This window comes from Brachybacterium sp. J144, assembly GCF_036321705.1.
Taxonomy (GTDB): Bacteria; Actinomycetota; Actinomycetes; order Actinomycetales; family Dermabacteraceae; genus Brachybacterium.
In genome coordinates this window covers 131278-157529 of sequence record NZ_JAZDCG010000004.1, presented here as the reverse complement: position 1 = coordinate 157529, position 26252 = coordinate 131278, and the positions used below count along the sequence as shown (strand labels likewise).

The window sequence follows — 26252 nt, the reverse complement described above, 5'->3', positions numbered from 1 at the left end:
GGACGCCGGGGCGTCGGTCGGGCCGTTCAGGCCACCAGCTGCCGGCGCGCCTGGGCGAGCCGGGCCAGTACGGTGGCGTCGTAGAGGTCGTCTCCGACCTGGATCCGCAGACCGCCCACGACATCCGGGTCGACCTGGAAGTTCATCTGCACCTGGCGGCCATACAGGCCCGCCAGGATGCCGCTCAGGCGGCCCTGCTGGGCCTCGCTCAGCGGCACCGCGCTGGACACCGACGCGAGTGCCCGGCGGCGGCGCTCGGAGGCGAAGCTCGCGAGCTCCGCGACCCGCCGCGCCGGCTTGACGTCGGAACGGCGGCCTGCGGCCCGGGCGGCCAGCGCCGCGGTCAGGCGGTGCGTGCGGCCCGAGAGCAGGGTGGAGAGGATCTGGGCGCGTCGCCCCGGGTTCTCCCGCTCCCCGTCGAGGGCACCGGTGAGCTCACCGCTGCCGTCGATGAGGCGCTTGACCTGGAACAGCTCCACCTCGACCTGCTCGAGCACTCCCTCGCTCTCCGCCTGCGCAAGCAGGGCGGAGACGCCGAGCAGCTCGAGGGCGTCGAGGATGTCCTCCTGCTCGGACCAGCGCCGACGGACGACCTCGAGAAGCAGCTCGAGAGCCTCGGCGCTGATCCTGCCGGCGAACAGCGAGCGGACGGCCTCCTCCTTCACGGCGGCCGGACGGCCGGGATCGGAGAGCAGGCGCACGAGCTGGTTGCTGCCGTCGACGGCATCCGCCGTCGAGAACAGCTCCTCGGCGAGGGGCTCGAGCGGACCGGAGCCGGAGACCGTGCGGAACACGGTCTCGGCCTGCCGGAGCGCCTCGTCGAAGGAGGCGGAGGAGGTTCCTCGCATCACAGGTCCTTATCGGGTGGTGGTCTGGGTCGACTCGAGGTCGTCCAGGAACCGGTCGATCACACGGCGGGAGCGCTCGTCGTCGGAGAGGGACTCGCCGACGATCTTGGAGGCCAGGTCGCTCGCGAGCGAGCCCACCTCTCCGCGCAGCTGCGTGGAGGCGGCGATCCGCTCCGCGTGCAGCTGCTGACGGCCGGCGGTGAGCACGCGGTCCGACTCGGCCTCGGCGCGTGCCTTGGCGTCGTCGACGATGGCCTGGCCGTCCTGGCGGGCCTTCTCGCGGATCGCGGCGGCCTCCTGACGGGCGGCGGCCAGCTCCTTCTCCTGCTCGGAGCGGAGGGAGTCGGCCTGCTCCTGGATCTTCTCGGCGTGGCGGATGCCGCCCTCGATCTTCTCGGCACGCTCGTCGAGCACGGCATTCATGCGGGGCAGCACGAACTTCATGAAGACGATCGCGAAGATCAGCAGGAAGAGCGCCGACCAGAAGATCTCCTCGGGGAGCGGGATCAGCAGGCGCCAGCCGGGGACGGTGTCTGCTCCTTCAGCCAGAATCATGGGCTGGGGCTCAGACGAAGATGAGGCCGGTGACGATCGCCAGCAGCGCGAGGATCTCGGTGAAGGCGACACCGATCAGCATGGTGGTCTGCAGCTGCGAGCGCATCTCGGGCTGACGGGCCTGCGCCTCGGCGGTCTTGCCGACGAGGATGCCGAGGCCGATGCCGGGGCCGATCGCGGCGAGGCCGTAGCCGATGGTGCCGATGTTTCCGGTCAGCTCGGCGAGGATCGTGGGCTCCATGGGGTGTTTCCTTTCATCGTGTCGCTGTGGCGCGACGATCAGGTCTGGCGTCGGGGGTGGTGCGGGATCCGCCGGCGGTGGCCCCTGGGCCTCCCGCCGGAGCGGAGGTCAGTGCTCGTCGCTCGTGGCGAGCTGGATGTAGACGGCGGTCAGCATCGTGAAGATGAATGCCTGCAGCGCCGCGACGAAGATCTCGAAGCCGTAGATGCCGATCGCCATGGCACCCGCGAAGGGGCTGATCGCCATGAGCCAGTCGCCCGAGAACACGAGCGCATGGGTCATACCGATGAAGACGACGATCATCATGTGGCCCGCGACCATGTTGGCGAGCAGTCGGATGGTCAGCGAGGCCCAGCGGATCACGAGCACCTGCAACAGCTCGATCGGGATCAGCAGGATGTAGATCGGCCACGGGATGCCGGGGGGCATGGTCTCGGACTTGAAGTAGCCGAGGAAGCCGTGCTTGCTGATGCCCGCGCCGACGTAGGTGACGAAGGTCCACAGGGCCATGAGCAGCGGCAGGCCGATCACGGAGGTGCCAGCGAGGTTGAGGCCGGGGATGACGCCCGCGAGGTTCATCGACAGGATGAAGAAGAACATCGTGATGAGCATCGGCGAGAACCGCTTGCCGTCCTTGAGGCCTAGCGTGTTCGCGATGATCGTGTTGTTCACGAAGTCCATCAGCAGCTCGATCACGCTCTGCATCCGGCCGGGGACCAGCTTCGCGCGAGAGGCGATGATGCAGGTGAGCAGCAGCACCGCGACCAGGATGATGAGGCGCACGAGCTGCACGCGGTTGAACTCGAAGGGAGTTCCCGCGAAGAGGATCGCGTCAGGGAAGAACTCCCCGAGCGTCGGGATGTGGAAGAACGATTCGCCCTCCGCGTAGAGGGCGGGGCTGTGGTCTGCGGTGTCCAGCACGATCTCCCAGGCGTTTCAGGCCTGACGCGCGGCGGCGTCGGCACTAGCTGTCACGTCGATCGAGTCCACTGCCGGTTGACGGCCACCGTGTGTGCGGCGATGGTCTGCGCCAGGGCGTACGGGGTGGTCGATCAGCGCTCCCACCTGCCCTGTCGGGTGTCCGCGAGCCGCGGTGTCGGCGCCTTGGGAAGCATAACAGAGAGTCAGGCCCCGGCCCGGTCGCGAGAGTCCTCCGTGGGGCCCTCGCGCGGGTCGACGTCGAGGGGCTGGCGCGAGCGAGCCATGAGCACGCCCTCGATCGTGATCGCCGGAACCGCTCCGACCAGCAGGGCGAGCCCGATCCAGAGCGACGAGACCGCGGCCAGGTCCTTCACCAGGACCAGGACGAGGATCACAATCAGCATCTTCCCCGCCCAGCTCCCGAGCACGGTGGCCGCCATGGTCAACGGGGACATGCGTGCACCGACGATGGTGATCACCAGGGTCGGCACGATGATGACGAGAGTCAGTCCGGTGCCGATCAGAGCGCCGTTGACCGCGGGCCCCTCTCCTCGGGCCAGGGCGATCGCGAGCACGATCAGGTCGAGCACCAGGCCGACGATCAGGGCGATCACGGCCGCGCGACGCATGGCGCGATCGCCGACGGCACGATGGCGGCGGGAATCGCCCGGACGGGGCGCGACGGCGCGCTCCGCGCCGTGCGGGGTGGTCTCATCAGACGGAGCGGGCATCGGTGGGGTCCTTCCGGTGACGGGCATGTCGCCACCTGAGCGGGTCGAAGGTCAGCAGGAGGGCCAGCAGCACGCCGCCGGTCCAGAAGAGCACCACGCCGCGCGTGTCGAGCACGAGGGGCGCGAGCAGCCCGGCGGAGATCACGACGGTCCAGAGGTACATGATCAGCACGGCCGTGCGCTTGGAGTGGCCCAGGCCCAGCAGGCGGTGATGGAGGTGGAGCTTGTCGGCGTGGAAGGGCGAGCGGCCGGAGCCGATCCTCCGCACCACGGCGAGCGCGAAGTCGAGGAACGGGATCACCATGACGCCGATCGGCAGCAGGATCGGCAAGAACTGCCCGAAGAAGTCCGCGCCGGAGAGGCGGGCGGGATCGACCTGACCCGTGACCGCGATGGTCGAGGCGGCGAGGAGCAGCCCGAGGAGCATCGATCCGGAGTCGCCCATGAAGATGCGCGCCCGGGTGAGGTTGTGCGGCAGGAAGCCTGCGCAGGCGCCAATCATCATCGCGGTGAGGAGAGCGGCCAGGGAGGAGTAGTCCGTCGCCGAGGCGCTGCGGGTGAGCAGGTAGGCGTAGGCGAAGAAGGCACTGCCGCCGATCGCCATCACACCGGCGGCGAGCCCGTCGAGGCCGTCGACGAAGTTGACGGCGTTCATGCTCACCACCACCACCAGCACGGTGAGGATCAGCGAGGCACGGGGCGAGAGGAGCGTGACTCCGCCGATGGGCAGGGTCACCAGCTGCACGCCCTGCCAGGCGAGGAGCAGCGCGGCGAGGATCTGCCCCGCCAGCTTGGTCATCCAGTCCAGGTCCCATTTGTCGTCCGCCGCGCCGAGCAGGCACACCAGGGCTGCCGCGGCGAGGATGCCCCAGGCCTGGCGCGAAGCGCGGAAGAGCCCCTCGAGGAAGGGCACGTTCGACGCGATCAGCATCGCGGCCACCACCCCGGCCAGCATCGCCACCCCGCCCAGACGCGGGGTCACCGCGTCGTGGACGTCCCGGGAACGCACCGCGGTCATCGCGCCCGCGCGCCGGGCCATCAGCCTCACGGCGGGCGTGGTCAGGAAGGTGACGGCCGCGGAGACGAGCAGGATGAACAGGTAGATCCTCACCCGGCGGGCTTCTCCTCGCCGGCCGCCGGGTCCGTCGCGGGCTCGGCCGGGACGGGCTCGGCCGGGACGGGCTCGGCGCTCTCCGAGAGCTCGGCGAGCTCGGGCTCCGAGGGGAGGTCGAGGGCCGGAGTCGGAGCGTCCTCGGGGCCCGCCCCCGCGGTCTCCTCCGTGACGTCGGCGGACCCGTCCGCTCCGGGTGCAACGTCTCCCGCGCCGGGCTCGTCCGTTGCGGCGGCGGACCCCTCGCCCGACTCCTCCCCGGACTCCTCGCCGGACTCCTCGCTGTGCGGCGCCGCGAAGATGTCGCCCACCGCCTCGATGATCTGCTCCCTGCTCAGCGACCCCTCGCGGACGATCTCCGCGGGGGTCACGGTCGTGTCGATGATGGTGGAGCTGGTCCCGAGGCGGGCGGTGCCGCCGTCGAGGTATACCTCGACCGCGTCGCCGAGCTGGGTCGCCGCGTCCAGGACGGTGAGCGCCGCGGGCTTGCCGTGGCGGTTCGCGCTCGAGACGGCGAGCGGCCCGGTGCGGCGCAGCAGGTCCAGCGCCACCTCGTCATCGGGCATGCGCAGGGCGACCGTGCCCCGGGTCTCCCCCAGATCCCAGGTGAGGGAGGGTTGCGCCTGCAGGATCAGGGTCAGCGCGCCGGGCCAGAAGGCGTCGGCGAGGTCCTCGACATACGGGGGGAGGTCGACAGCGAGGGCGAGCAGCACGGCATGGTCGCCGATGAGCACCGGCGGAGGGGTGTCCCGGCCGCGACCCTTCGCCTCGAGGAGCGCCTCGACGGACTCCGGGGAGAAGGCGTCGGCGCCGATGCCGTAGACGGTGTCCGTCGGCAGGACGATGAGGCGGCTCTCGCGGACGGCCTCGACGGCGGCCGTCAGCGCCGACTCGCGGGATTCGGGGTTCTGGGTGTCATGCACGCTCACCGGGTCAGTCTCTCACTTCCGTCTGCGGGCTCCGCCGATGTCCGACGGGCGATCAGGAAGCGGTCCCGGCCGGTGAGGTCGGCGGCGGTGGAGATCTCGGAGAAGCCGCCGGCCGCGCGAGCGGCCGCGCGGGCGGAGGGGCCCTGCACGTCGGCGTGCTCCATCACCAGCAGCCCGCCGGGACGCAGCAGCCGCCGCGCCCATCCGATCACGGCGCGCGGCACCTCGAGGCCGTCCTCCCCGCCCCCGAAGAGGGCGCGATGCGGATCGTGCGCGAGCACCTCCGCCTCCCGCGGGACCGCCTCCCGCGGGATGTACGGCGGGTTCGAGACGATCGCGTCGACGGGCCCCGCCGTGGCGAGTCCGGCCGGTTCGCCGAGCAGGTCGCCCTCGAGCACGCTCCCCCGCCGCGGGTCGACCGCCGCGAGGTTCTCGCGGGCGAGCGCGGCGGCGAGCGGATCGACCTCGACGGCGAGGACCTCGAGGCCGGGCAGCTCGTCGAGAGCGGCCGCGGCGAGGGCTCCGCTCCCTGTGCACAGGTCGACCAGGTGCTCGAGCGGCCCCCGGTGGTGCTCACGGAGCAGGTCGAGGGCAAGCTCCGTCTCGGGTCGCGGGATGAACACGCCGGGGCGGACGATCAGGTCCAGGCGGCGGAAGGGGGCGCGGCCGAGGATCAGCTGGAGCGGCTCGCGGGCCTCGCGACGGGCGGTGAGGCGCTCGAGCTCCGCGGCGAAGTCGGCCGGGAGGGCGTCGAGCAGGACCAGCGGACGGTCGGTGCGCGCGGCGGCGGCGAGCAGGGCGCGGGCGTCCGTGCTCGGCGAGGGGACGCCGGCGTGGCCGAGGCGCTCGGTGGTCGCGGCGAGCGCGGCGCGCAGCACGTGGCGCGGCTCGGGCGCCGACGCGGGCGGGAGCGTCATCCGGCGTCCTCCGCGGCCGCGTCCTGCTGCGCCTCGGCGAGGCGGGCGTGGCGCTCGGCGGCCCGGGAGGAGGCCACGAGGTCCTCGAGGTCGCCCGCGAGCACCTGGGAGAGGTTGCCGGCCTTGTACCCGGTGCGGTGGTCGGCCACGCGGGACTCGGGGAAGTTGTAAGTGCGGATCCGCTCCGAGCGGTCTACGGTGCGGACCTGGGAGCGGCGCGCGGCGGAGGAGGCCTGGTCCTGCTCGGCGCGGCGCGCGTCCAGCAGACGAGTGCGGAGGATCCGCAGGGCCTGCTCGCGGTTCTGCAGCTGGCTCTTCTGGTCCTGGCAGGAGACGACGAGCCCCGTCGGCAGATGGGTGATGCGCACCGCCGAGTCGGTGGTGTTCACGCTCTGCCCGCCGGGGCCGGAGGAGCGGAAGACGTCGATGCGCAGGTTCGCCGGGGCCATCGCCTCGGCGAGCAGCTCGCTCTCGTCGGTCTCGTCGGCCTCGGGGAGCACCAGCACACCGACGGCGGAGGTGTGGATGCGCCCGGCCGACTCGGTGACCGGGACGCGCTGGACCCGGTGCACGCCGGCCTCGTGCTTGAGATGGGCGTAGACGCCGTCGGCCGGAGTCGCGGCGGAGCGGGCGGTGATCGCCGCGGTCACGTCGCGCAGCCCGCCGAGCTCGGACTCCGCGCTCGTCAGCACCTCCAGGCGCCACCCCTTCGACTCCGCGTAGGAGCGGTACATGCGCAGCATCTCGGCCGCGAAGAGGGCGGACTCCTCTCCCCCGGCGCCCGCCTTGATCTCCAGGATCACGTCCCGGGCGTCATCGGGGTCGCGCGGTGCGAGCAGCTCCTCGAGCGCCGCGCGGTCCTCCTCGAGACGGGCGGCGAGCGTCTCCGCCTCCGCGACGACCTCCGGGTCGTCCTCGCCGATCTCGGCGAGCTCCCGGGCGGTGGCGAGGTCCGCGGCGGTCGCCTCGAGGCGATCGGCGACTTCGAGCACCGCGCTCAGCTCGGCGTAGCGCCGGCCGACGCGACGTGCCCGGCCGGCGTCCTCGTGCAGCGACGGGTCGGCCATCTCCTGCTGGAGCCGGCCATGCTCGGCCCGCAGCGGGCCGAGCCGCTCGGTGTCGGATCCCTCGGTCGACCGCAATTCGGCGCCCTCTCGTGCTCGGTGCGCCCCATGGGGCGCCGGGTCTCAGACGACGACGCCGGTGCACGCCCTGGGGCGTGCACCGGCGTCGGAGAAGACTCGGGTCGTCAGCTCTTCTTGCCGTAGCGGGCCTGGAAGCGGGCCACGCGGCCGCCGGTGTCCAGGATCTTCTGCTTGCCGGTGTAGAACGGGTGGCACGCGGAGCAGACCTCGGCGCGGATCTCTCCGTCGGCCTTGGTCGAGCGCGTGGTGAACGTGTTGCCGCAGGTGCAGGTGACCTGGGTGACCACGTAGGTCGGGTGGATGTCAGCCTTCATGGGGTCTCCTTCGTCGTGGTCGCTGGGTCGGCGCGCCGGGCGGGCACCGTGAACCAGAACCGACGCACCAGTCTGCCACGCGGGGGCCTCCCGCCGCGAGGGGCCGGCGCCCCTGTGCGCAACATCGCACCGTCCCGTGCCCGCCCGCCGGATCCCGTCGTTCGCCTCAGGCCGTCTCGCGGAGGATCAGGCGATACGGGACGCTGCGCCGCACCTGCTCCCCCGACATCGGCAGGCGGCCCTCGAACATGCCGTCCACGAGGTCGACCGCATGCTGAGCGACCAGGTCGATGTCGACGCCGATGCTGGTCAGCTCCGGGCTGAGGAGGGTGCCGAGGGCGAGGCCGTCGATGCCCACCACCCGCATCCGCCCCGGCACGTCCACGCCCCGCACCCGCAGGGCCTTGAGGGTCGCGAGCGCATGCGCGTCGTTCCAGCCGATCAGCACCTCGGGGAGAGGGTCCAGGGCGAGCGCCGTGTCGACCTGCTGCGCGGCGCGGGCGGCGACGGTCGGCTCGGGACCGATGGGGAGGATGCTCGCAGCGATGGAGCCGTCGAGTGCCTCGAGCAGGCGGCGGGCGCGCACGGAGCCCCCGCCGTCGTGCTCCGAGTCGAGGACGGCGGCGGTCCGCGTCCCCGTCGCGGCGAGATGCGCGGCGAGCGCGGCGAAGCCCTCCGCGGTCGCATACAGCACCCCGGCGGCGTCGCCCTCGGCCGGGACGTCGAGCCGGACCAGCGGCATGCGGTCGGGGACCTCGTGCCCGGCGCGGTCCGGCAGGCCGTAGCCCACGAGCGCGTCGACCCGGTGCACGAGGTCGCGACCGATCTCCGCCGCATCCCCCGTCGCGGTCTCGACCACGAGCACGTTCCAGCCGCGGGCGGTCGCCGCGCGCACCACGGCGCGGGCGATCTCGGGGAAGTAGGCGTTGGCGAGGTCGTCGACGAGAAGCCCCAGCGTGGGCGGCCCGGCGGCGACGAGCCCGCGGCCGAAGCGGCTCGGGCGATAGTTCAGCTGCTCGGCCGCGTCCAGGACCCGCTGCCGCGTGGCCCCGGAGATGCCCGGCATGTCGTTGATCGCCCGCGACACCGTCTGCCGGGAGACCCCGGCGAGCGCCGCGACGTCGATGATCGTCGCGCGGCGCCCGCCGCGGGTGGACTGGTCGGTCATGGTCGGGAGTGTGTCACGCCGACGGGGAGTCGGCGCGCAGATCGAGCCAGGCGACCTGCTGCTCGGTGAGCTGCACGCCGAGGCCCGTCATCGACGAGCGCATCTCGGTGATCGAGCGCGGGCCGAACAGGGGGAAGGTCGGGAAGGGCTGCGCGAGGACGTACGCGAGCGCGATCGCCGTGGGCGGCACGTCGAACTCCCGGGCGAGCGCGCGCGCTCGCTCGAGGCGCTCGAAGTTGCCGTCGGAGTAGTAGCAGCGCACGAGCTCGGCGTCCGAGCGGTCCTCGGGGTGGGCGCGGCCGGTGAAGAAGCCGCGCGCTTGGGAGGACCAGGGGAACAGCGGGATCTTCCGCTCGGCGAGCCAGGCCTTGGAGTCCGGGTCGGTCGCGTGCACGCAGCCGGCCCACGGGACGTCGAGCGCCTCGGCGAGGCCGAAGTGGTTGCTCAGCAGGCTGAAGCCCTGCTTGCCGTGGGCGGCGGCGTAGGCGTTGGCCTCGTCGACCCGGGCGGGGGTCCAGTTGGAGCCGCCGAAGGCGCGGATGCGACCGGCGCGCACGTGCTCGTCGAGGACGTCGACGAACTCCCCGACGGGGATGTCGAGGTTGTCGCGATGCATCATGTAGAGGTCCGCGTAGTCGGTGCCCTGGCGCTCGAGGGACTCGAGCAGCTGGCGCGTGATCGACTCGGGATCGCAGTGGGGGGTGTGGGCGCCCTTGGTGATCACGACGACGTCCTCGCGGATGCCGCGGTTGCGGACCCACTGCCCCAGGAGGACCTCGTGGTGGCCCCCGCCGTAGATGTAGGCGGAGTCGAAGGTGGTGCCGCCGGCTTCGAAGAAGGCGTCGAAGAGGGCCGAGGCGTGCGCGAGGTCGGGCTGGTTGTCGCAGCCCATGACCAGGCGGGAGATCTTCTTGTCGATGCCGGGCAGCTCGCCGTAGACCATCGGGGCGTCGTCCGCGACGCGCAGCGGCCGGCCGGAGACGGTGGGGATCTGCGCGTCGTCGCGCTCGAAGGGGTAGCGCAGTCCGATCTGGGCGCGCCAGGAGTCGAGCAGGCGGGACTGCGCGAGGCTGAACTCGAGGGGCAGCTCGGGCACCTCGCCGTTGCCGGCGGCGCGCGCGAGAGCATCGGCCTCGAGGGCGTAGGGATGAGCGGCCTCAACCTCGATCCGACGGGACTCCTCCCCTACGACATCGAGCTCGATGACCTGCTCGGCGCCGAGCGCCCACGGGTCGGCGAGACGGATCACGCCACGGGTGCCGGTGATCGTGGCGGACTGGGGGTCAGAGAGGCGCACACCGGTGCGCAGCGACGCGGTGGCCCCGCCGGCGAAGGTGAGCTCGGCGGCGGCCCACTCGTCGACCCCGGTGGGACCGAGGGTGCCACGCCCGACGAGCGCGGTGGGCTCGGCGACGAGGGTGCCCGCCGCCGCACCCGCGACCAGGCGGGCGAGGGAGAGCGGGTAGCAGCCGACGTCGAGGATGCCGCCGCCGGCGATCTCCGGATCGAACAGGCGACCCTCGCGGCGACCGGTGTCGAAGGAGAAGGAGGCGTCGACGCGGACCAGCTCGCCGATCGCGCCCTGGTCGACGAGCTCCAGGACCTGCAGGGTCTGCGGGTGGAAGCGGTACATGAAGGCCTCGAGCAGGGTCCCGCCGGTGCGGCGGGCGGCATCGGCCAGGGCCATGGCGGTGCCGTGGTTGGGCGCGAGCGGCTTCTCGCACAGCACGTGCTTGCCGGCCTCGAGCGCGGCGATGACGAGCTCGGCGTGGCCGGTGTGGACGGTGGCGACGTAGACGGCGTCGACCTGGTCCGAGGCGAGGATCTCCTCGTAGGTGCCGATCAGGGCGTCCTGGACGTCGTGCTCGTCGGCGAAGACGCGGGCGCGCTCGGGGTCGCGGCTGCCGGCGCCGACCAGGACGCCGTGCTCGCTGTGCGGGAGCTGGCTCGCGAAGCGTCGGGCGATGGAGCCGGGGCCGAGGACGGCCCAGCGGAACGGTGCGGATGCGGTGCTCATGGAGACGTCGTCGTCCTTCTCATCGGGTGTCACGGTGCGTGAACGTTCACGCGAGGATCACGCTACACGTCCGGCGCACCCGCCGCCACCGCTTCCCGGAAGGCGTTCCGACGCCGGCGCCCGCCCCGGCCCCGGCGCACCGTGACGCTTGACACACAGGCATACCGGTGGGCATCCTCCTGCCACCGTGAACGCTCACGGTCTGTGCCGCTCGACGATGAGGACTGCGCATGACCCCGCCCACACGACGAACGATCCTGCAGGCCACAGCACTCGCGACCCTCGGGTCCGGGGCGCTCGCCGCCTGCGGGTCCTCTCCCTCCATCTCCTCGGATCCCGAGGAGCTCGTGCTCTGGTACTGGAACCGCTCGGCCAGTCCGGAGCTCCTCGCCGAGGCCGCCGAGTCCATCCCCGGGACCGACGTCCACGTGCGCGCCGACGTGATCGGCACGAACTTCGACACCAAGCTCCGCACCAGCCTCGCCGGCGGCGCCTACATCCCCGACATCACGTACATCAACTCCAACAACGCCCTCTACTTCCGCAACGAGAGCAAGTTCCTCGACATGAACGAGCTCGGCGCGGCAGAGGTCTCCTCGGAGTTCTTCGAGTGGAAGTGGAACCTGGGCGTGACCCCGGAGCAGCGCTTCTGCTTCTTCCCCCTCGACATCGGACCCACCGGCTTCTACTTCCGCCAGGACGTCTTCGACGAAGCCGGTCTGCCCTCTAGCCCCGAGGAGGTCGCCTCCGCGGGCAGCACCTGGGAGGACTGGATCGCCCTGGGCTCCGAGCTCCGGGCCGCGACCGGCTCCGCGATGGTCAACACCGCCCGCCACGTCTACGAGCAGTTCCTCAACGCCAGCCCCGAGCGATATCTCGACGCCGAGGACTCCCCGCTCTACCTTGAGGGCGGCTCGGCCGTGCGCGAGGCATGGCGCCTGGCGGTCGCGGCGATCGACGCCGACATCACCGCCGGGATCCCCGACTCGCGGGGCACCGACCAGAACGCCGCCTGGTCAAGCGGAGCGACCGCCGGCCACATCCAGGCCGCCTGGTGGGCGCAGATCCTCCAGGAGTCGGCCCCGGACACCTCGGGGCTGTGGCGCATCGCCGAGCAGCCGGTCCGCGCCGGGAACTCCGGCGGATCCTTCGCGGCGATCCCCGAGACCTGCAAGGACCCCGAGGGCGCCTTCGCCTTCATCCGCTGGATCAACTCCGCCGAGAACCAGGCCCGCGCCTACAACGACGTGCAGCTGATCCCCTCCACACCCGCCTCCTACGACGGGGACCTGATGCAGTACCAGGGCGAGTTCTTCGGGGACCAGGACCCGCTGGCCTTCTTCAAGACGGCGGCCGAGTCGGTGCCCAGCTCCTTCATCTCCACCTGGGAGTCGCTGGTCTCGGGCAGCTTCTCCTTCGAGCTCGACAACGTCGAGTTCTCGGGCAAGGACCCCGAGATCGCGTGGGAGGACGCCGTCGCCTCCGCGGAGACGGTGCTGCGCAAGCGGGGGGTGATGGCATGAGCTCGATGACCGCTCCCCCGCCCGTGAGCGCCGGACGGACCTCCGACGCCGCGGTGCCCCGCACGCGCACGAAGGGCTGGCGCGGCGTGCTCGCGCACTGGCCCCAGTACCTCGCGATCGCCCCGTTCTACGTGCTCTTCCTGATCTTCGGCCTGTTCCCGATCGTCTTCTCGATCGTGCTGTCCTTCACGAACTGGGACGGCATGGGGCAGATCGAGTTCGCCGGCCTCTCCCAGTACGCCTTCCTGATCCAGGACTCGCGGTTCTGGAACGCGGTGGGCAACACCTTCATCATCTGGTTCCTCTCGACGGTGCCCATGCTGTGCCTCGCCCTCGGGATCGCCTTCCTGCTCCACCAGAACATCCGCCTGCGCGGCGTGTACCGGGTGGCGTTCTTCCTGCCCAACGTCACCTCGATGGTGGCCATGGCGATCGTGTTCGGCTCGGTCTTCTCGGACACCTTCGGGCTCGTCAACTCGGCGCTCACCGCGATCGGGGTGGATACCGTCCCGTGGCTGTCGAGCAGCTGGGGCATCAAGATCACCATCGCCGTGATGGTGATCTGGCGCTTCACCGGCTACAACGCGATCATCTACCTGGCCGGGCTGCAGTCAATCCCCACCGATCTGTACGACGCGGCGAAGGTCGACGGCGCCTCGACCTGGCAGATCTTCACCCGGATCACGGTGCCGATGCTGCGCCCGGTCATCCTCTTCACCGTCATCACCTCGACCGTCGGCGGTCTGAGCCTGTTCACCGAGCCGCAGGTGCTGCTCGGCGACTCCGGCGGCACCGGCGAGGCCGGCATGACGATCGTGCTCTACCAGTACAACCAGGCGTTCACCCAGTTCGACTTCGGCTACGGCTCCGCCATCGCCTGGGCGCTGTTCGTGCTCGCCTCCGTCTTCGCGATCATCAACTGGCGCCTGCTGAGCGACCGTGACCGTACTCCCCGTCGGCAGAAGCAGGAGGCCCGCCGATGAGCGCCGCCGATCCCACCACCGTGCCCACCACCTCCGCCGCGTCCGCCGCTCCCCCGCCCCATAGGGCGGCGCCCAGCGCGCGGGACCGGCGGGCGATCGCCGCCGGCCGCGTCGAGGCGGTCATCACGCACCTCCTGATCGTGATCGGGGTGCTGCTGTCGGTCTTCCCCTTCTACTGGCTGTTCGTCATGTCCACCTCGACGACCGGGGAGATCTTCGGCTACCCGCCCCGGCTGATCCCGTCGGACTCCTTCGCGACGAACCTTCAGAACCTCTTCGCGAGCGTCGACATCCTTGGGGCGCTGGTGAACACGCTGATCGTCTCGAGCGCCTGCGCGGTGCTGGTGATGTTCTTCGACTCGCTCGCGGCCTTCGCCTTCGCGAAGTTCGACTTCCCGGGCAAGAACGTGCTGTTCGTGCTGATGATCGCGACGTTCCTGATCCCGGGCAGCCTCTCCCTGGTGCCGAGCTTCATGCTCATGTCCTCGCTCGGCTGGGTGGGGACGTTGCAGGCGCTCATCGTCCCGGGCGCCGCGAACGCCTTCGGCATCTTCCTGCTGCGGCAGATGGCGTCGGGATCGATCCCCAACGAGCTCATCGAGTCGGCGCGCATCGACGGCGCGGGGTTCTTCACCACCTACTGGCGGATCGGGGTGCCGATGATGCGCGGCGGTCTCGCGTTCCTGGGCATCTTCACCTTCATCACGGCCTGGAACGACTACGTCTGGCCGTTGATCGTGCTGGTGAACCCGCAGCGGCAGACGCTGCAGACCGCCCTGCAGAACCTCAACTCCCTGTACCTCACGGACTACGGGATGGTGATGGCGGGCGCGCTGGTCAGCGTGCTCCCGCTGATCGGGGTGTTCATTATCGGCTCGCGGCACTTCATCGCGAACATCGCCGCCGGAGCGCTCAAGGGCTGAGCGTCCTCGACACCCTTTCCAGCCCGAGACGCACGACGGGCCGCCCTCCTGCCGGAGGGCGGCCCGTCGTGCGCGATGCGGGGAAATCAGCCGTCGGTGCGCTGGCCGACGCTCGGCGTGTTCTTCGCGACCGTCATCAGGAACTCGGTGTTGGACTGGGTCTTCTTGACCCGCTCCAGCAGGAGCTCGAGGGCCTGCTGCTGCTCGAGGGCGCCCAGGACGCGACGCAGCTTCCACATGATGGAGAGCTCCTCCTTGCCCATGAGCACCTCCTCGCGGCGGGTGCCGGACGCGTTGACGTCCACGGCGGGGAAGATCCGCTTGTCCGCGAGGTGACGGGACAGGCGCAGCTCCATGTTGCCGGTGCCCTTGAACTCCTCGAAGATCACCTCGTCCATCTTGGAGCCGGTCTCCACCAGCGCCGAGGCGAGGATGGTCAACGAGCCGCCGTTCTCGATGTTGCGCGCCGCGCCGAAGAACCGCTTCGGCGGGTAGAGCGCCGAGGCGTCCACACCACCGGAGAGGATGCGCCCGGACGCCGGGGCCGCCAGGTTGTAGGCGCGGGAGAGGCGGGTGAGGGAATCGAGCAGCACGACCACGTCGCGGCCCATCTCCACCAGTCGCTTGGCCCGCTCGATCGCGAGCTCGGCGACGATCGTGTGGTCCGTCGCCGGACGGTCGAAGGTCGAGGCGATGACCTCGCCCTTCACCGTGCGCTGCATATCGGTGACCTCCTCGGGGCGCTCGTCGACGAGCACGACCATGAGGTGGACCTCGGGGTTGTTGGTGGTGATCGCGTTGGCGATCTGCTGCATGACGATGGTCTTGCCCGCCTTCGGGGGCGCGACGATCAGACCGCGCTGGCCCTTGCCGATGGGCGAGACCAGGTCGATGATGCGCGGGGCGACCGCGCTCGGGGCGGTCTCCAGGCGGAGGCGCTCGTCCGGGTACAGCGGGGTGAGCTTGCCGAAGTCGACGCGCTGGCGAGCGCGTTCGACGGGCAAGCCGTTGACGGTGTCGACCTGCACCAGCGCCGGGAAGTTCCCCTTGCCCTGGTTGCCCTTGCTGCGGCGGTTGCGGCCGCCGGAGTAGTGCTGCTGCTCGACCTGCGGCTGCTCCTCGCCGTCGCGGGGAGCCTTGACCTGTCCGGTGATCGCATCGCCCTTGCGCAGGCCGTAGCGCTTGACCTGGTTGGTGGTCACGAAGACGTCGCTCGGCCCGGGGAGGTACCCGGTCGTGCGCACATAAGCGTTGTTGTCGCGGATGTCGAGGATGCCGGCGACGGTCATCAGCTCGTCGCCCTCGCGGACCTCGGGATCGTCCTGCGAGCCCTGCTGCTGGCCGCCGCCCTGCTGCTGGCCGCCCTGCTGCGGGGCGCCCTCGCCGCCGCGACCGCGACGCTTGCGGTCGCGCGAGCGGTTGCGGCTGCGGGAGCGTCCGCGACGGTCGTCGTCCTCGCCGCCGGAACGGTCGTCCTCGCGCTCGCCCGAGCGATCGGGCAGCTCGATGTCCTCGAGGCGACGGCGCTGGCCACGGTCCTGCTGCTGGTCGCGGCGGCGATCACCCTGGCCCGAGCGGTCCTGACCCTCGCGGCTCGGAGCGCCGTCCTGCGCCTCGCGATCCTGCTGCTCACGGCGGCGGTCGCGCTCCGGGCGGGACTCCGCGGAGTCACGGCTGGAGGACTGGTCCTCGCCCTGCTGGTCGCGGTTCTGCTGATCGGGGTTCTGCCGGGAGCGGCCGGTGCGCTCGGTACCGCCCTGCTCCTCGCCGGAACGCGCGGGCAGATCGATCCCGAGATCGGGGGCGGGAGCGCCCTTCGGGGCGGAGGCCCCGCGGGAGCGGCTGCGGGTCGCGCGGCCGGTGGAGCGGGCCTCCTGCGGTGCCTCGGCGGCGGAGTCCGCGGCGGCGGTGCGCCGCGCGGAGGCGGGGGCCGCCGACGCATTGCCGGCAGCCGGGGCGGAGCTCGGCGCGGTGTCGGAGGACGCGGAGGCGGAGGCGGGCTGTGCGCCCTGGCCGCCGGAGCGGATCGCATCGATCAGCTCGCTCTTGCGCAGACGGCGCGCGCCCCTGATCCCGAGCGAGCCCGCGAGGGCCTGCAGCTCGGGGAGCTTCTTGGCGGCGAGGTCTGCACCGGAGGTGGTGTCGTTCACCCGGTTTCCTTCCTGTCGGACCGGTGATCCGGTCCTCATCTGGGCTGGGGGTGGCCGGTCGCTGCGGGGACCGGAGGTCCGAGGGCGCAGCGGCACGGTCGCGCAGGGCTCGTCCCGCGGTGCAGGGCACCGGTGATCGGCCTGCTGAGGTGCTTCGGGATGCGTCGGCCTCGCAGCACGCACCTGCTGAGCGCGCCATGCGCGGAGCGGAGGGTGAATGCGGGAGCCGTTCAGGGGTGCATCGGGCGCGGATCTCCGCTCATCGTTCTGAGCGCGAGAGGCTGCACGGATCGATGCCGCCTGGACGCAGGGTCAACCTACCACAGGGCTCGAGGCGGTCTCCCGCAGCGGCACCTCCGCGATCCGCCAGGCGGCGGGATCGCTCACGAAGCGGCGCACGAGCGGCGCGACCTCGTCCCGCGCGGCGGCGAGGACGAGCACCGACGGGCCGGCCCCGGAGATCACCGCGGGGAACCCCTCGCGGCGCAGGACGCGCATCAGCTCGACGCTCTGCGGCATGCCCGGGGCGCGCTGCTCCTGGTGGAGGCGGTCCTCCGTCGCCTCGAGCAGGAGCTCGGGCGATCCGGCGAGGGCGTGCACCAGCAGCGCCGCGCGGGCGGCGTTGACCGCGGCATCGCGATGCGGGACCTCCGCGGGGAGCAGTCCGCGGGCGGCATGCGTCGAGAGGGTCGTGCGGGGCAGCAGCACGAGCGGCCGGAGCACGCCGGGCCCGAGGCGCAGCGGGGCGGCCCGGACCACGTCGCTGACGGTCCAGGAGAGCACCGCGCCGCCCAGCAGGGCCGGGGAGGCGTTGTCCGGATGCCCCTCGAACTCGCAGGCCAGATCGAGCACGGCCTGGTCATCCAGGGCCGCGGGGTCGGCGATCAGGCCGCGGGCGAGCAGCAGTCCCGCGACGGTCGCGGCGGCGCTCGAGCCGAGTCCCCGGCCGTGCGGGATGCGGTTCACGGTGCGCAGTCGCAGGCCGGTCTGCGGGGCGCCCGCGTGGTCGAGGCCCCGTCGAATCGCGCGCACCACGAGGTGCTCCTCCCCCGTCGGCACCTCGTCCGCCCCCTCGCCCTCGGCGTGGATCTCCACGCCGCCGGTGGTGGCCTCGAGCAGGAGGTCGTCACAGAGGTCCAGGGCAAGGCCGAGGGCGTCGAAGCCCGGGCCGAGGTTCGCGGAGGTCGCCGGGACGCGCACCGACACCCGCTGGTTCTGGATCCTCACAGGCCGATGGCCTCCGCGGCCGCGACCAGATCCACCGGGATGACGGTGGGAGTCAGGTCGTGCTGGGTGAGGGCGGTGTCTGTGTCCTTGAGCCCGTTGCCGGTCACGGTGATCGCGATCCGCGCGCCGGCGGGCACCAGCCCGCGCTCGGCCTGCTGGAGCAGTCCCGCCACGCCCGCGGCCGAGGCCGGCTCGACGAAGATACCCACCTCGCCGGCGAGCAGCTTCTGCGCGTCGAGGATCTGCTGGTCGCTCACCGCGTCGATGAGGCCGCCGGAGTCGTCGCGCGCGGCGACGGCGAGATCCCAGGATGCGGGGGCGCCGATGCGGATCGCGGTGGCGATGGTCTCCGGATCGGTGATCGGGCGTCCGGCGACGAAGGGCGCGGCGCCCTCCGCCTGGAAGCCCCACATGGCGGGGAGCGACCGGGCGAGGCCCTTCTCGTGGTACTCGCGGTAGCCCATCCAGTAGGCCGAGATGTTGCCCGCGTTGCCCACCGGGAGGATGTGGATGTCCGGCGCCTCGCCGAGCGCGTCGACGATCTCGAAGGCACCCGTCTTCTGCCCCTGCAGCCGGTAGGGGTTGACGGAGTTGACGAGCTCCACCGGATGCTCCGCGTCGAGCTTGCGGGCCAGCTCGAGGCAGTCGTCGAAGTTGCCGTCGACCTGGATCAGCTTCGCGCCGTGCACGACCGCCTGGGCGAGCTTGCCGGCGGCGATCTTGCCCTGCGGGAGCAGGACGGCGCAGGTGATCCCCGCGGCGGTCGCATAGGCGGCGGCGGAGGCCGAGGTGTTGCCGGTCGAGGCGCAGACGACCGCGGTCGCCCCGTCGGAAACCGCGCGGGACATGGCCGAGACCATGCCGCGGTCCTTGAAGGAGCCCGTCGGGTTCTGACCCTCGACCTTGATGTGCACGTCGGCGCCCACGCGTCGGGACAGCGCCGGGGCGGGGACCAGCGGGGTGCCGCCCTCGCCGAGGGTCAGCAGGGTGTCGCCGTCGGCGAAGGGCAGGTGCTCGCGGTATTCGGCGAGGACGCCGCGCCACTGGTGGGCCATGGGTCAGTCTCCTTCGATGCGCAGGACGGAGTCGATGCTGAGGACGGTCACCGTGGAGGAGAACTCGTCCAGCGCGGCGGTCATCGCGGACTCGAGCGCGCGGTGCGTGCTGATGCCGATGTGCGCCGTCGCGGGGCCGTCCGCGCTCCGGTCGCGTCCGAGCTCCTGGTGGATGGTCGAGATCGAGATGCCGCGTCCCGAGAGGGTGCCGGCGATCTCCGCGAGCACGCCCGGGCGGTCCTCGACCGTCAGCGACACGTAGAACGCGCTGCGCAGCTCCTCGAGCGGCGCCACCTCGAGGGCGGCGTAGCGCGACTCGCGCGGGCCCATGCCGCCGCGCACCCGCAGCCGCGCCGCGGAGACGACGTCGCCGAGCACGGCCGAGGCGGTCGGGGCGCCGCCCGCCCCCTGTCCGTAGAACATCAGCGAGCCCGCGGCGTCGGCCTCGATGAACACGGCGTTGTACGCCTCGGAGACGGAGGCCAGCGGGTGGCTGTCGGCGATCAGCGCCGGGTAGACGCGGGCGGAGATGCGCTCCCCGGACTCGTCCTCGACGCGCTCGACGATCGAGAGCAGCTTGATCGTGCGGCCCATGCGGGCGGCCGCGGCGATGTCCTGCGCGGAGACCTCGGTGATCCCCTCGCAGTAGACGTCCGCGAGCCGCACCCGGGAGTGGAAGGCCAGGGAGGCGAGGATCGACGCCTTCGCCGCGGCGTCGTGCCCCTGCACGTCGGCCGTCGGATCCGCCTCGGCGTAACCGAGCTCCTGGGCGGAGGCGAGGGCGTCCCCGAAGTCCGCGCCGGAGCGGGTCATGGCGTCGAGGATGTAGTTCGTCGTGCCGTTGACGATGCCGAGCACGCGCTGGATGCGGTCGCCCGCGAGGGACTCGCGCACCGGGCGCACCAGCGGGATCGCCCCGGCGACGGCGGCCTCGAAGTAGAGGTCGACGTCGTGGCGGTCGGCGGCCTCGTACAGCTCCGCGCCCTCCTGGGCCAGCAGCGCCTTGTTCGCGGTGACGACGCTCGCGCCGCCCTCCATGGCCCGCAGCAGCAGGGTGCGCGCGGGCTCGATGCCGCCCATCACCTCGATGACGAGGTCGGCGTCGTCGACGAGCGCGCCGGCGTCCTCGGTGAGCAGGCCCGCGGGCACGAACTCGCCGCGGTCGCGGGTCAGGTCGCGGACGGCGACGCCGATCACCTCGAGGCGGGCCCCGATGCGGTGCGCGAGGTCCTCGCCCTGCTCGGCGATCAGCCGCAGCACCTCGGTGCCGACGGTCCCGGCTCCGAGGACGGCGACGCGGAGCACCGGCAGGTCGGTGCCGACAGGGGGGTTCTCAGTCATCTCCGGGGGTTTCCTTCCCTGGACAGGGGGCCGACGGGCGGGCCGTGAGGGCCCTCGCACTGTAGCCGAGGACGCTCGTGGTCGGTGACCGTCGATGAACGTGCGTGATGGATCCTCAGCCGAGGTCGAGGCCGAGGAGGTCCTCCTCCGTCTCGCGGCGCACGAGGGTGCGGATCTCGCCGTCCCGGACGGCGACCACCGGCGGGCGCGGGACGTGGTTGTAGTTGGAGGCCAGCGAGTAGCAGTAGGCGCCGGTGACCGGCACCGAGACGAGGTCACCGCGCTGGACGTCGGCGGGGAGGTACTCGTCCTTGACCACGATGTCGCCGCTCTCGCAGTGCTTGCCGACCACGCGCACCACCTCGGGCCGCTCCCCCGAGATGCGCGAGGAGAGCAGGCAGGAGTAGTCGGCGTCGTAGAGGGCGGTGCGGATGTTGTCGCTCATGCCGCCGTCGACGGAGACGTACACGCGGTGATGCGGTCCGCCCAGACGCACGTCCTTCACGGTGCCGACCGAGTAGAGGGTCTGCGTGGACGGGCCCGCGATCGCACGGCCCGGCTCGAAGGAGACGTGCGGGACCTCGAGCTCGAGCTCGTGACACTGCTTCTCGACGATCCCGGCGATGCCCGCGGCGAGCGCCTCGGGGGTCGAGGGCGTGTGCTGCGTGTTGTACATGACGCCGAAGCCACCGCCGAGGTCCAGCTGGGTAATCGTGTGTCCGAGCTCCTCGCGGACCCAGGCGACGAGGTCGAGCACCCGACGGGCGGCGACCTCGAAGCCGCCGGTGTCGAAGATCTGCGAGCCGATGTGGGAATGCAGGCCGACGAGCTCGAGATGGCCGGCGCCGAGCACCTCCCGCACCCCCTCGAAGGCGGCGCCACCGGTGAGCGAGAGGCCGAACTTCTGGTCCTCGTGGGCGGTGGCGATGAACTCGTGGGTGTGCGCCTCGACGCCGGTGGTCACGCGCAGCATCACCGCGGCCCGCACCCCGGCGGCGGCGGCGAGCTGGTCGACCCGGCCGATCTCGTCGAGGGAGTCGACCACGATCCGGCCCACCCCGGCGTCGAGGGCGCGACGGATCTCGGCGTCGGACTTGTTGTTGCCATGCAGGGCGATGCGCTCCGCGGGGAACCCGGCGCGCAGGGCGACCGCGAGCTCTCCGCCGGTGCAGACGTCCAGTCCCAGACCGTCCTCCTCCACCCAGCGCGCGACGGCGCCGCACAGGAAGGCCTTCCCGGCGTAGTAGACGTCGGCCCCGGCGTGCGGGCGGAAGGCCTCGGCGAAGGCGTCCCGGAAGGCGCGGGCGCGGGCGCGGAAGTCGACCTCGTCGAGCACGAAGGCCGGGGTGCCCACCTCCTCGGCGATGCGGGCGACGCTCACGCCGCCCACCTCGACGGCGCCGTCGGCCCCGCGCACGGTCGTCTCGGACCACAGACCGGGGATGAGGGTGTTGACGTCGGCGGGGTACGGCAGCCAGGTGGGGGCCGCGTCGTTGCCGTGGAGTGCTCCGGCCTCGTGGGCGCGCATCGTGCTCCTCGTTCGGGGGTGGTGGGTCGAGCCCCGAGGGTAGGACGGGACGGGCGTCGCCGACCGAGCGGTCCAGCAAGCGGTCCGCGTCCCGTCCGAGGGGCGGGCGCGACGGGTACCCGGGGCCATTCTGCCCGGTCAGGGCGTGGAGGGACGGCATGGCGTCGACCCGTCGCCGGGACGGGGTGACGGAGCCCACTTGATAGTGTCGGAGGGACCCCCGGACCTCGCAAGGAGCCGCCGCATGCCCACTACCGCGCCCGTCACCCCGACCGGCCACGAACTCGTCGTCGTCGCGAACCGCCTCCCCGTCGATTCCCGCACCCTGCCCGATGGCGCCACCGAGTGGGTGACGAGCCCCGGCGGGCTCGTGACGGCGATGGAGTCGGTGATGCGCACCGTCGACTCGGGGGCGTGGGTCGGATGGGCCGGATCGCCTGGCGAGGCGCCGGAGCCCTTCGAAGCCGACGGGATGAGCCTCTTCCCCGTGGCCCTCTCCGCGGAGGACGTGGAGAAGTACTACGAGGGCTTCTCCAACGCGACGCTGTGGCCGCTCTACCACGATGTGATCGTGGACCCCGAGTTCCACCGCGGCTGGTGGGACTCGTACGTCGCCGCGAACCGCCGCTTCGCGCGCACCGCCGCCGAGGTGGCGGGTGCCCACGGCACGGTCTGGGTGCACGACTACCAGCTGCAGTTGGCCCCGCGCCTGATCCGCGAGCAGCGCGACGACCTGCGCATCGGCTTCTTCAACCACATCCCGTTCCCCTCGGTCGAGCTGTTCTCGCAGCTGCCCAAGCGGACCCAGATCCTCCGCGGTCTGCTGGGCGCGGACCTCGTGGGCTTCCAGCGGGAGAGCGACACCCAGAACTTCCTCACCAGCGTGCGGAAGCTGCTGGGGCATCACGTCGACGGGCAGACGGTGCACGTGCCCGGGATCGGCTCGGCCCCGGGCCGCCAGGTGCAGGCCCGCACCTTCCCCATCTCGATCGACTCCGCGGCCGTCTCAGAGCTCACCCAGCAGGAGGAGATCATCGAGCGCGCCGCGCAGCTGCGCCGGGACCTCGGCGAGCCGCGGCGGATCGTCCTCGGCGTGGACCGCCTGGACTACACCAAGGGAATCCGTCACCGCCTGAAGGCCTGGGGCGAGCTGCTGGACGAGGGGATCATCGATCCCCAGGACACCGTGATGATCCAGGTCGCGACCCCCTCGCGGGAGCGGGTCGATGCCTACCGGCAGCTGCGCGACGAGGTCGAGCTGACCGTCGGCCGGATCAACGGCGACCACGCTCCGATCGGGCGCCCGGCCGTCTCCTACCAGCATCGCTCCTTCGACCGGCGCGACATGACCGCCCTGTACATGGCCGCGGACGTCGTGCTGGTGACGGCGCTGCGCGACGGCATGAACCTCGTCGCCAAGGAGTACGTGGCCTCCCGCCCGGACCTCCGCGGTGTGCTCGTGCTGAGCGAGTTCGCCGGCGCCGCGGACGAGCTGCGCGCCGCGATCACCGTCAACCCGCACGACATCGACGCGCTCAAGGGAGCGATCCTGCGCGCGCTGGAGATGGCGCCGGAGGATCAGGAGGAGGCGATGACCTCGCTCCGCCACCAGGTGATGGAGCACGACGTGCAGGCCTGGGCGCACAGCTTCCTCGAGCAGCTCGAGCAGACCGGCTCCCCCGAGACCCGCCAGCCCCCGCGGATCCGCCTCAGCGGGGATGCGGTGAGCGAGCCCGCGGCGGTCGACGCGGCGCTCCAGGCCCTCGTGGAGCGGCCCCGCCTCCTCATCGCCTCCGACTTCGACGGGGTGCTCGCCCCCATCGTCGCGGACCGTGACGCGGTCGAGCCCGACCAGCGCTCGCTCGCGGTGCTGCGGGAACTCGCCACCCTGCCCGGGGTGTCGGTGGCCCTGGTCTCCGGGCGGGCCCTGGCCGACCTCGACCAGCACACCTCGATGCCCAGCTCCGTGGTCCTGGTCGGCTCACACGGCGCGGAGGTGGGGGCCCTGCCGGCGGAGATGCACGCCGAGGTGCTCGACTCGGCGGCGCTGACCATGACCCCGGAGCGCCGGGAGCTGCTGGACTCGATCACCCTCGCCCTGCAGCGGATCGCGCTGGCTCATCCGGGGGCGGAGGTCGAGACCAAGCCGGCCGCCGCGGTGCTCCACACCCGCAATGCCCGCGGTCGCGGCGGGGCGAATGCGACCGAGGAGGCGCTCGAGCTGGCCATGACCCTCCCGGACGTGACCGTGACCCCGGGCAAGGAGGTCGTGGAGTTCTCCGTGGTGCACACCTCCAAGGGCGCCGCGATGGAGGCCCTCAGCCGCGCGTGCGCGGCCGACGCCTGGCTCTACCTCGGGGACGACGTCACCGACGAGACCGTCTTCGGCCGTCTCGGCGAGGGGGACGTGGGGATCAAGGTCGGCGGCGGGGACACCGCGGCGTCGCTCCGCATCGCGGGCACCGACGAGGTGCGCGGCGTGCTCGAGGCGCTGCTCGCCGCCCGCCGCGACCGCGCCTGAGGCGGGCGACCCGCCCCGGGACCGCCACCCGTCACCGGGCGGGGCAGGTCAGGTCCCGAGGAGCAGCTCGGCCCGGCGCCAGCCGCGCACGGAGCTGAGCACCGCGATCTCCTCCGCGGTGCTCAGTTCCTCCGGGGTGAGGGGACGCTCCGCGATCCGACGGGCCTCGAGGGCGAGACGCCGGCCCACGCCGGGCAGCAGCCCGTCCTCGAGAGGCGGTGTCCACCAGCGCCCGTCGCGGCGCACGGCGAGCGAGGCGATGCCGGTCTCGGTCACCCGACCGTCCCGCCCGCGCAGCACCACGTCCTGCACCCGCGGATCCCGTGCCCGGGCCCGCTCGAGAGCCGCGACGAGGTCGTCCCTGTCGGTGGTCTTGTGCCGCACCGCCGGGTCGTCGGGGTCCCGGTTGCGATCATCGAGCGCGAGGAGGACCGGTCCATCGGCGGCCTCCGGGAGCGGTCGCTCGGTGATCCGGGCCGTGCCGTCGAGGCCGAGCGCGAGCCGCAGCACGCGGTCGCAGCCCTCGGCGGCGCGAGTGCGCAGCAGCGCGGCGAGCCGGTCCCGCTCGGCGGGGATCGCGAAGTGGTCCGCGGAGGCGAGGATCCGGTCGAGGTGCTGCTCGAGGTGGACGGGGATCCCGCCGCGCACGGCGAGCGTCTCGAGCAGGGCGAAGTCCGCCGGGTCGGGGACGGTGACCCCGGCCCCGGCGGTGGACACGGCGGGCGCTCCCCGCCCGTCTTCGCACAGCGCATCGAGCACGCGGGCCTTGATCCGAAGCTCGGCGGCCTCGGCCCGGGGCTCGGAGGCCCACGTGATCCCGCCGCCCACCCCGTACTCGGCGGTGCCGTCGCCCCCGGGCGAGGTGTCGACGACGATGGTGCGGATCGCGACGGACAGACGCCAGGTGGCGGGGAGTTCCCCGGACGCCGTGGTGCGACGCGGGGTGAGCAGGGCGATAGCGCCGCAGTAGACGCCGCGCGGGGAGTCCTCGAGCTCGCGGATCAGCCCCATGGTCGACGACTTCGGGGCGCCCGTGATGGAGCCGCAGGGGAAGGTCGCCCGCAGAGCGTCCGCGAGGTCTGTCCCCGGGCGCAGGCGCGCGGTGACCGTGCTGGTCAGCTGCCACAGGGTGGGGTACGGCTCGGCGTCGAGCAGGGCGGGCACCTCCACGCCGCCGATCGTGGCGAGGCGGGCGAGGTCGTTGCGGAGCAGGTCCGCGATCATGACGTTCTCCGCCCGCTCCTTCGGGCTCCGCAGGAGGCGCGCCCGCGCCTCGGCGTCGGCGGCGAGCGTGCCGCCGCGCGCGGCGGTGCCCTTCATGGGCCGGGTGGTGAGGAGGTCCCCCTCGCGGGCGAGGAACAGCTCGGGGCTCGCGCTGAGCAGCGTCCGGTCCCCCAGGTCGAGATAGGCGCCGTAGCGAGCCTGCTGGGCGTCGAGCAGGTCCAGGTGGCAGGCGAGGAGGTCGCCGGTGATCCGTCCGCGCAGGCGGGTGGTGAGGTTGACCTGGTAAGTGTCCCCCGCGGCGATGGCCTCGCGCACCCGCTGGATCTTGCGGGCGTGCTCGGCCTCGGAGGTCTCCGACCGCCACTCCTCGACCCGGTAGGGGCCGAGAGAGTCCGGCCGGCTGCCCGCGGGCATCTCCCGGACCTCGTCGGCGATCACGAAGCGCACCAGCGGCAGGGCGGGATCCGGGGCGCGGGTGGTGAGGACGGGGTCGAGGGCGGAGGCGGCCTCGTAGGCGATCATGCCCGCGGCGTATCCGCCCGCGTCGACGTGCTCCTGGACGGCGCGGAGGACGGGCAGCACCTCGTCCGGGGCGTGGGCCGCGAGGACCGCCCGCGCGGGGCCGAGCTCGAGGGCGCGACCGGTGGCGTGATCGTCGAAGCGCGCGATCGGGGTGCGCGAGCTCGATCGCGGTCTCTCGGACGCCGCGGGTCCTGCGGGCTCTACGGTCAAGGTCTCCTCCTCCCACCCGGCGGAACCGCGAGGGCCCCGGTCGCGCTGTGCGCACGACCGGGGCCCTCGATGGTGCCCGCGACAGGATTCGAACCTACGACCTTCTGCTCCGGAGGCAGACGCTCTATCCACTGAGCTACGCGGGCGG

22 protein-coding genes and 1 tRNA gene are annotated in these 26252 nt (G+C 72.2%); 4 read left to right on the top strand and 19 right to left on the bottom strand.

Annotation, left to right across the window (positions count from 1 at the left end; all coding sequences use genetic code 11):
• Positions 1-26: 26 nt before the first annotated feature.
• The 12 genes from V1260_RS02900 to V1260_RS02845 all read right to left on the bottom strand — a co-directional run bounded on the left by V1260_RS02900 (position 27) and on the right by V1260_RS02845 (position 10897).
• A complete protein-coding gene (locus V1260_RS02900) occupies positions 27-848 on the bottom strand; it encodes a F0F1 ATP synthase subunit delta (RefSeq protein ID WP_329745292.1) in 822 nt (273 codons plus the stop codon).
• Between the two features lie 9 nt (positions 849-857).
• The gene (locus V1260_RS02895) at positions 858-1403 is read right to left on the bottom strand and encodes a F0F1 ATP synthase subunit B (protein ID WP_329745291.1); all 546 of its coding nucleotides are present in this window, start codon (positions 1401-1403) and stop codon (positions 858-860) included.
• 10 nt (positions 1404-1413) lie between these two features.
• Positions 1414-1644: an ATP synthase F0 subunit C gene (gene atpE / locus V1260_RS02890; protein WP_329745290.1), complete on the bottom strand. Its 231-nt coding sequence runs from the start codon at positions 1642-1644 to the stop codon at positions 1414-1416.
• 108 nt (positions 1645-1752) lie between these two features.
• Positions 1753-2565 (bottom strand): F0F1 ATP synthase subunit A, encoded by an 813-nt coding sequence (gene atpB, locus V1260_RS02885; protein ID WP_329745289.1) that lies wholly within the window; start codon positions 2563-2565, stop codon positions 1753-1755.
• Positions 2566-2768: 203 nt separating this feature from the next.
• Positions 2769-3296 carry a hypothetical protein gene (locus tag V1260_RS02880; protein ID WP_329745288.1) on the bottom strand — a complete coding sequence of 176 codons (528 nt, stop codon included), beginning with the start codon at positions 3294-3296 and terminating at the stop codon, positions 2769-2771.
• A complete protein-coding gene (locus V1260_RS02875; RefSeq protein WP_329745287.1) occupies positions 3280-4407 on the bottom strand; it encodes an MraY family glycosyltransferase in 1128 nt (375 codons plus the stop codon). Before V1260_RS02875 ends, V1260_RS02880 begins: the two co-directional genes overlap by 17 nt.
• The gene (locus V1260_RS02870) at positions 4404-5336 is read right to left on the bottom strand and encodes an L-threonylcarbamoyladenylate synthase (protein ID WP_329745286.1); all 933 of its coding nucleotides are present in this window, start codon (positions 5334-5336) and stop codon (positions 4404-4406) included. Before V1260_RS02870 ends, V1260_RS02875 begins: the two co-directional genes overlap by 4 nt.
• A complete protein-coding gene (gene prmC / locus V1260_RS02865) occupies positions 5333-6253 on the bottom strand; it encodes a peptide chain release factor N(5)-glutamine methyltransferase (protein ID WP_329745285.1) in 921 nt (306 codons plus the stop codon). The genes V1260_RS02870 and prmC overlap by 4 nt, the downstream gene beginning before the upstream one ends.
• Entirely contained in the window at positions 6250-7395 is a 1146-nt protein-coding gene (gene prfA, locus V1260_RS02860; RefSeq protein ID WP_329745284.1) for a peptide chain release factor 1, read from the bottom strand. The genes prmC and prfA overlap by 4 nt, the downstream gene beginning before the upstream one ends.
• A gap of 107 nt (positions 7396-7502) precedes the next feature.
• The gene (gene rpmE, locus V1260_RS02855) at positions 7503-7712 is read right to left on the bottom strand and encodes a 50S ribosomal protein L31 (RefSeq protein WP_329745283.1); all 210 of its coding nucleotides are present in this window, start codon (positions 7710-7712) and stop codon (positions 7503-7505) included.
• A 166-nt stretch (positions 7713-7878) separates the two neighbouring features.
• Positions 7879-8880, bottom strand: coding sequence for a LacI family DNA-binding transcriptional regulator (locus V1260_RS02850; RefSeq protein ID WP_329745282.1), 1002 nt, complete (start codon positions 8878-8880; stop codon positions 7879-7881).
• A 13-nt stretch (positions 8881-8893) separates the two neighbouring features.
• Positions 8894-10897 carry an aldo/keto reductase gene (locus V1260_RS02845; RefSeq protein ID WP_329745281.1) on the bottom strand — a complete coding sequence of 668 codons (2004 nt, stop codon included), beginning with the start codon at positions 10895-10897 and terminating at the stop codon, positions 8894-8896.
• 230 nt (positions 10898-11127) lie between these two features.
• Here V1260_RS02845 and V1260_RS02840 point away from each other — a divergent pair, with 230 nt between their 5' ends.
• From V1260_RS02840 to V1260_RS02830, 3 genes are read left to right on the top strand one after another with little or no spacing between them, the layout of a single operon-like run.
• Positions 11128-12420, top strand: coding sequence for an ABC transporter substrate-binding protein (locus tag V1260_RS02840; RefSeq protein WP_329745280.1), 1293 nt, complete (start codon positions 11128-11130; stop codon positions 12418-12420).
• Between the two features lie 5 nt (positions 12421-12425).
• Positions 12426-13403, top strand: a complete 978-nt coding sequence (locus V1260_RS02835; protein WP_329745279.1) for a carbohydrate ABC transporter permease — start codon at positions 12426-12428, stop codon at positions 13401-13403.
• Complete coding sequence (locus V1260_RS02830; RefSeq protein ID WP_329745278.1) at positions 13400-14326, top strand: carbohydrate ABC transporter permease; 927 nt, start codon at positions 13400-13402, stop codon at positions 14324-14326. The genes V1260_RS02835 and V1260_RS02830 overlap by 4 nt, the downstream gene beginning before the upstream one ends.
• Positions 14327-14412: 86 nt before the next feature.
• Here the strand turns inward: V1260_RS02830 and rho are convergent, their stop codons facing one another.
• The 5 genes from rho to lysA all read right to left on the bottom strand — a co-directional run bounded on the left by rho (position 14413) and on the right by lysA (position 21627).
• The gene (gene rho / locus V1260_RS02825; protein WP_329745277.1) at positions 14413-16476 is read right to left on the bottom strand and encodes a transcription termination factor Rho; all 2064 of its coding nucleotides are present in this window, start codon (positions 16474-16476) and stop codon (positions 14413-14415) included.
• A gap of 312 nt (positions 16477-16788) precedes the next feature.
• On the bottom strand, positions 16789-17703 hold the full coding sequence (gene thrB / locus V1260_RS02820) for a homoserine kinase (protein WP_329745276.1): 915 nt from the start codon (positions 17701-17703) through the stop codon (positions 16789-16791).
• The gene (gene thrC, locus V1260_RS02815; protein WP_329745275.1) at positions 17700-18758 is read right to left on the bottom strand and encodes a threonine synthase; all 1059 of its coding nucleotides are present in this window, start codon (positions 18756-18758) and stop codon (positions 17700-17702) included. The genes thrB and thrC overlap by 4 nt, the downstream gene beginning before the upstream one ends.
• 3 nt (positions 18759-18761) lie before the next feature.
• Positions 18762-20099 (bottom strand): homoserine dehydrogenase, encoded by a 1338-nt coding sequence (locus tag V1260_RS02810; protein ID WP_329745274.1) that lies wholly within the window; start codon positions 20097-20099, stop codon positions 18762-18764.
• Between the two features lie 115 nt (positions 20100-20214).
• Complete coding sequence (gene lysA, locus V1260_RS02805; protein ID WP_329745273.1) at positions 20215-21627, bottom strand: diaminopimelate decarboxylase; 1413 nt, start codon at positions 21625-21627, stop codon at positions 20215-20217.
• 244 nt (positions 21628-21871) lie between these two features.
• Here lysA and V1260_RS02800 point away from each other — a divergent pair, with 244 nt between their 5' ends.
• On the top strand, positions 21872-24148 hold the full coding sequence (locus V1260_RS02800) for a bifunctional alpha,alpha-trehalose-phosphate synthase (UDP-forming)/trehalose-phosphatase (protein ID WP_329745272.1): 2277 nt from the start codon (positions 21872-21874) through the stop codon (positions 24146-24148).
• A 48-nt stretch (positions 24149-24196) separates the two neighbouring features.
• On the opposite strand, the gene V1260_RS02795 is transcribed toward V1260_RS02800, so the two are convergent.
• The gene (locus V1260_RS02795) at positions 24197-26104 is read right to left on the bottom strand and encodes a bifunctional chorismate-binding protein/class IV aminotransferase (RefSeq protein WP_329745271.1); all 1908 of its coding nucleotides are present in this window, start codon (positions 26102-26104) and stop codon (positions 24197-24199) included.
• 70 nt (positions 26105-26174) lie between these two features.
• Positions 26175-26250: transfer RNA gene (locus V1260_RS02790), tRNA-Arg, on the bottom strand.
• Positions 26251-26252 lie beyond the last annotated feature (2 nt).

Excerpts from the sequence above, each read along its gene's own strand:
- V1260_RS02900 (WP_329745292.1), bottom strand. The coding sequence starts at position 848 with ATGCGAGGAACCTCCTCCGCCTCCTTCGACGAGGCGCTCCGGCAGGCC.
- V1260_RS02840 (WP_329745280.1), top strand. The coding sequence starts at position 11,128 with ATGACCCCGCCCACACGACGAACGATCCTGCAGGCCACAGCACTCGCG.
- lysA (WP_329745273.1), bottom strand. The coding sequence starts at position 21,627 with ATGCGCGCCCACGAGGCCGGAGCACTCCACGGCAACGACGCGGCCCCC.
- V1260_RS02845 (WP_329745281.1), bottom strand. The coding sequence starts at position 10,897 with ATGAGCACCGCATCCGCACCGTTCCGCTGGGCCGTCCTCGGCCCCGGC.
- V1260_RS02880 (WP_329745288.1), bottom strand. The coding sequence starts at position 3,296 with ATGCCCGCTCCGTCTGATGAGACCACCCCGCACGGCGCGGAGCGCGCC.
- prmC (WP_329745285.1), bottom strand. The coding sequence starts at position 6,253 with ATGACGCTCCCGCCCGCGTCGGCGCCCGAGCCGCGCCACGTGCTGCGC.
- V1260_RS02830 (WP_329745278.1), top strand. The coding sequence starts at position 13,400 with ATGAGCGCCGCCGATCCCACCACCGTGCCCACCACCTCCGCCGCGTCC.
- V1260_RS02895 (WP_329745291.1), bottom strand. The coding sequence starts at position 1,403 with ATGATTCTGGCTGAAGGAGCAGACACCGTCCCCGGCTGGCGCCTGCTG.
- atpE (WP_329745290.1), bottom strand. The coding sequence starts at position 1,644 with ATGGAGCCCACGATCCTCGCCGAGCTGACCGGAAACATCGGCACCATC.
- V1260_RS02835 (WP_329745279.1), top strand. The coding sequence starts at position 12,426 with ATGACCGCTCCCCCGCCCGTGAGCGCCGGACGGACCTCCGACGCCGCG.
- V1260_RS02800 (WP_329745272.1), top strand. The coding sequence starts at position 21,872 with ATGCCCACTACCGCGCCCGTCACCCCGACCGGCCACGAACTCGTCGTC.
- thrC (WP_329745275.1), bottom strand. The coding sequence starts at position 18,758 with ATGGCCCACCAGTGGCGCGGCGTCCTCGCCGAATACCGCGAGCACCTG.
- rpmE (WP_329745283.1), bottom strand. The coding sequence starts at position 7,712 with ATGAAGGCTGACATCCACCCGACCTACGTGGTCACCCAGGTCACCTGC.
- V1260_RS02810 (WP_329745274.1), bottom strand. The coding sequence starts at position 20,099 with ATGACTGAGAACCCCCCTGTCGGCACCGACCTGCCGGTGCTCCGCGTC.
- V1260_RS02850 (WP_329745282.1), bottom strand. The coding sequence starts at position 8,880 with ATGACCGACCAGTCCACCCGCGGCGGGCGCCGCGCGACGATCATCGAC.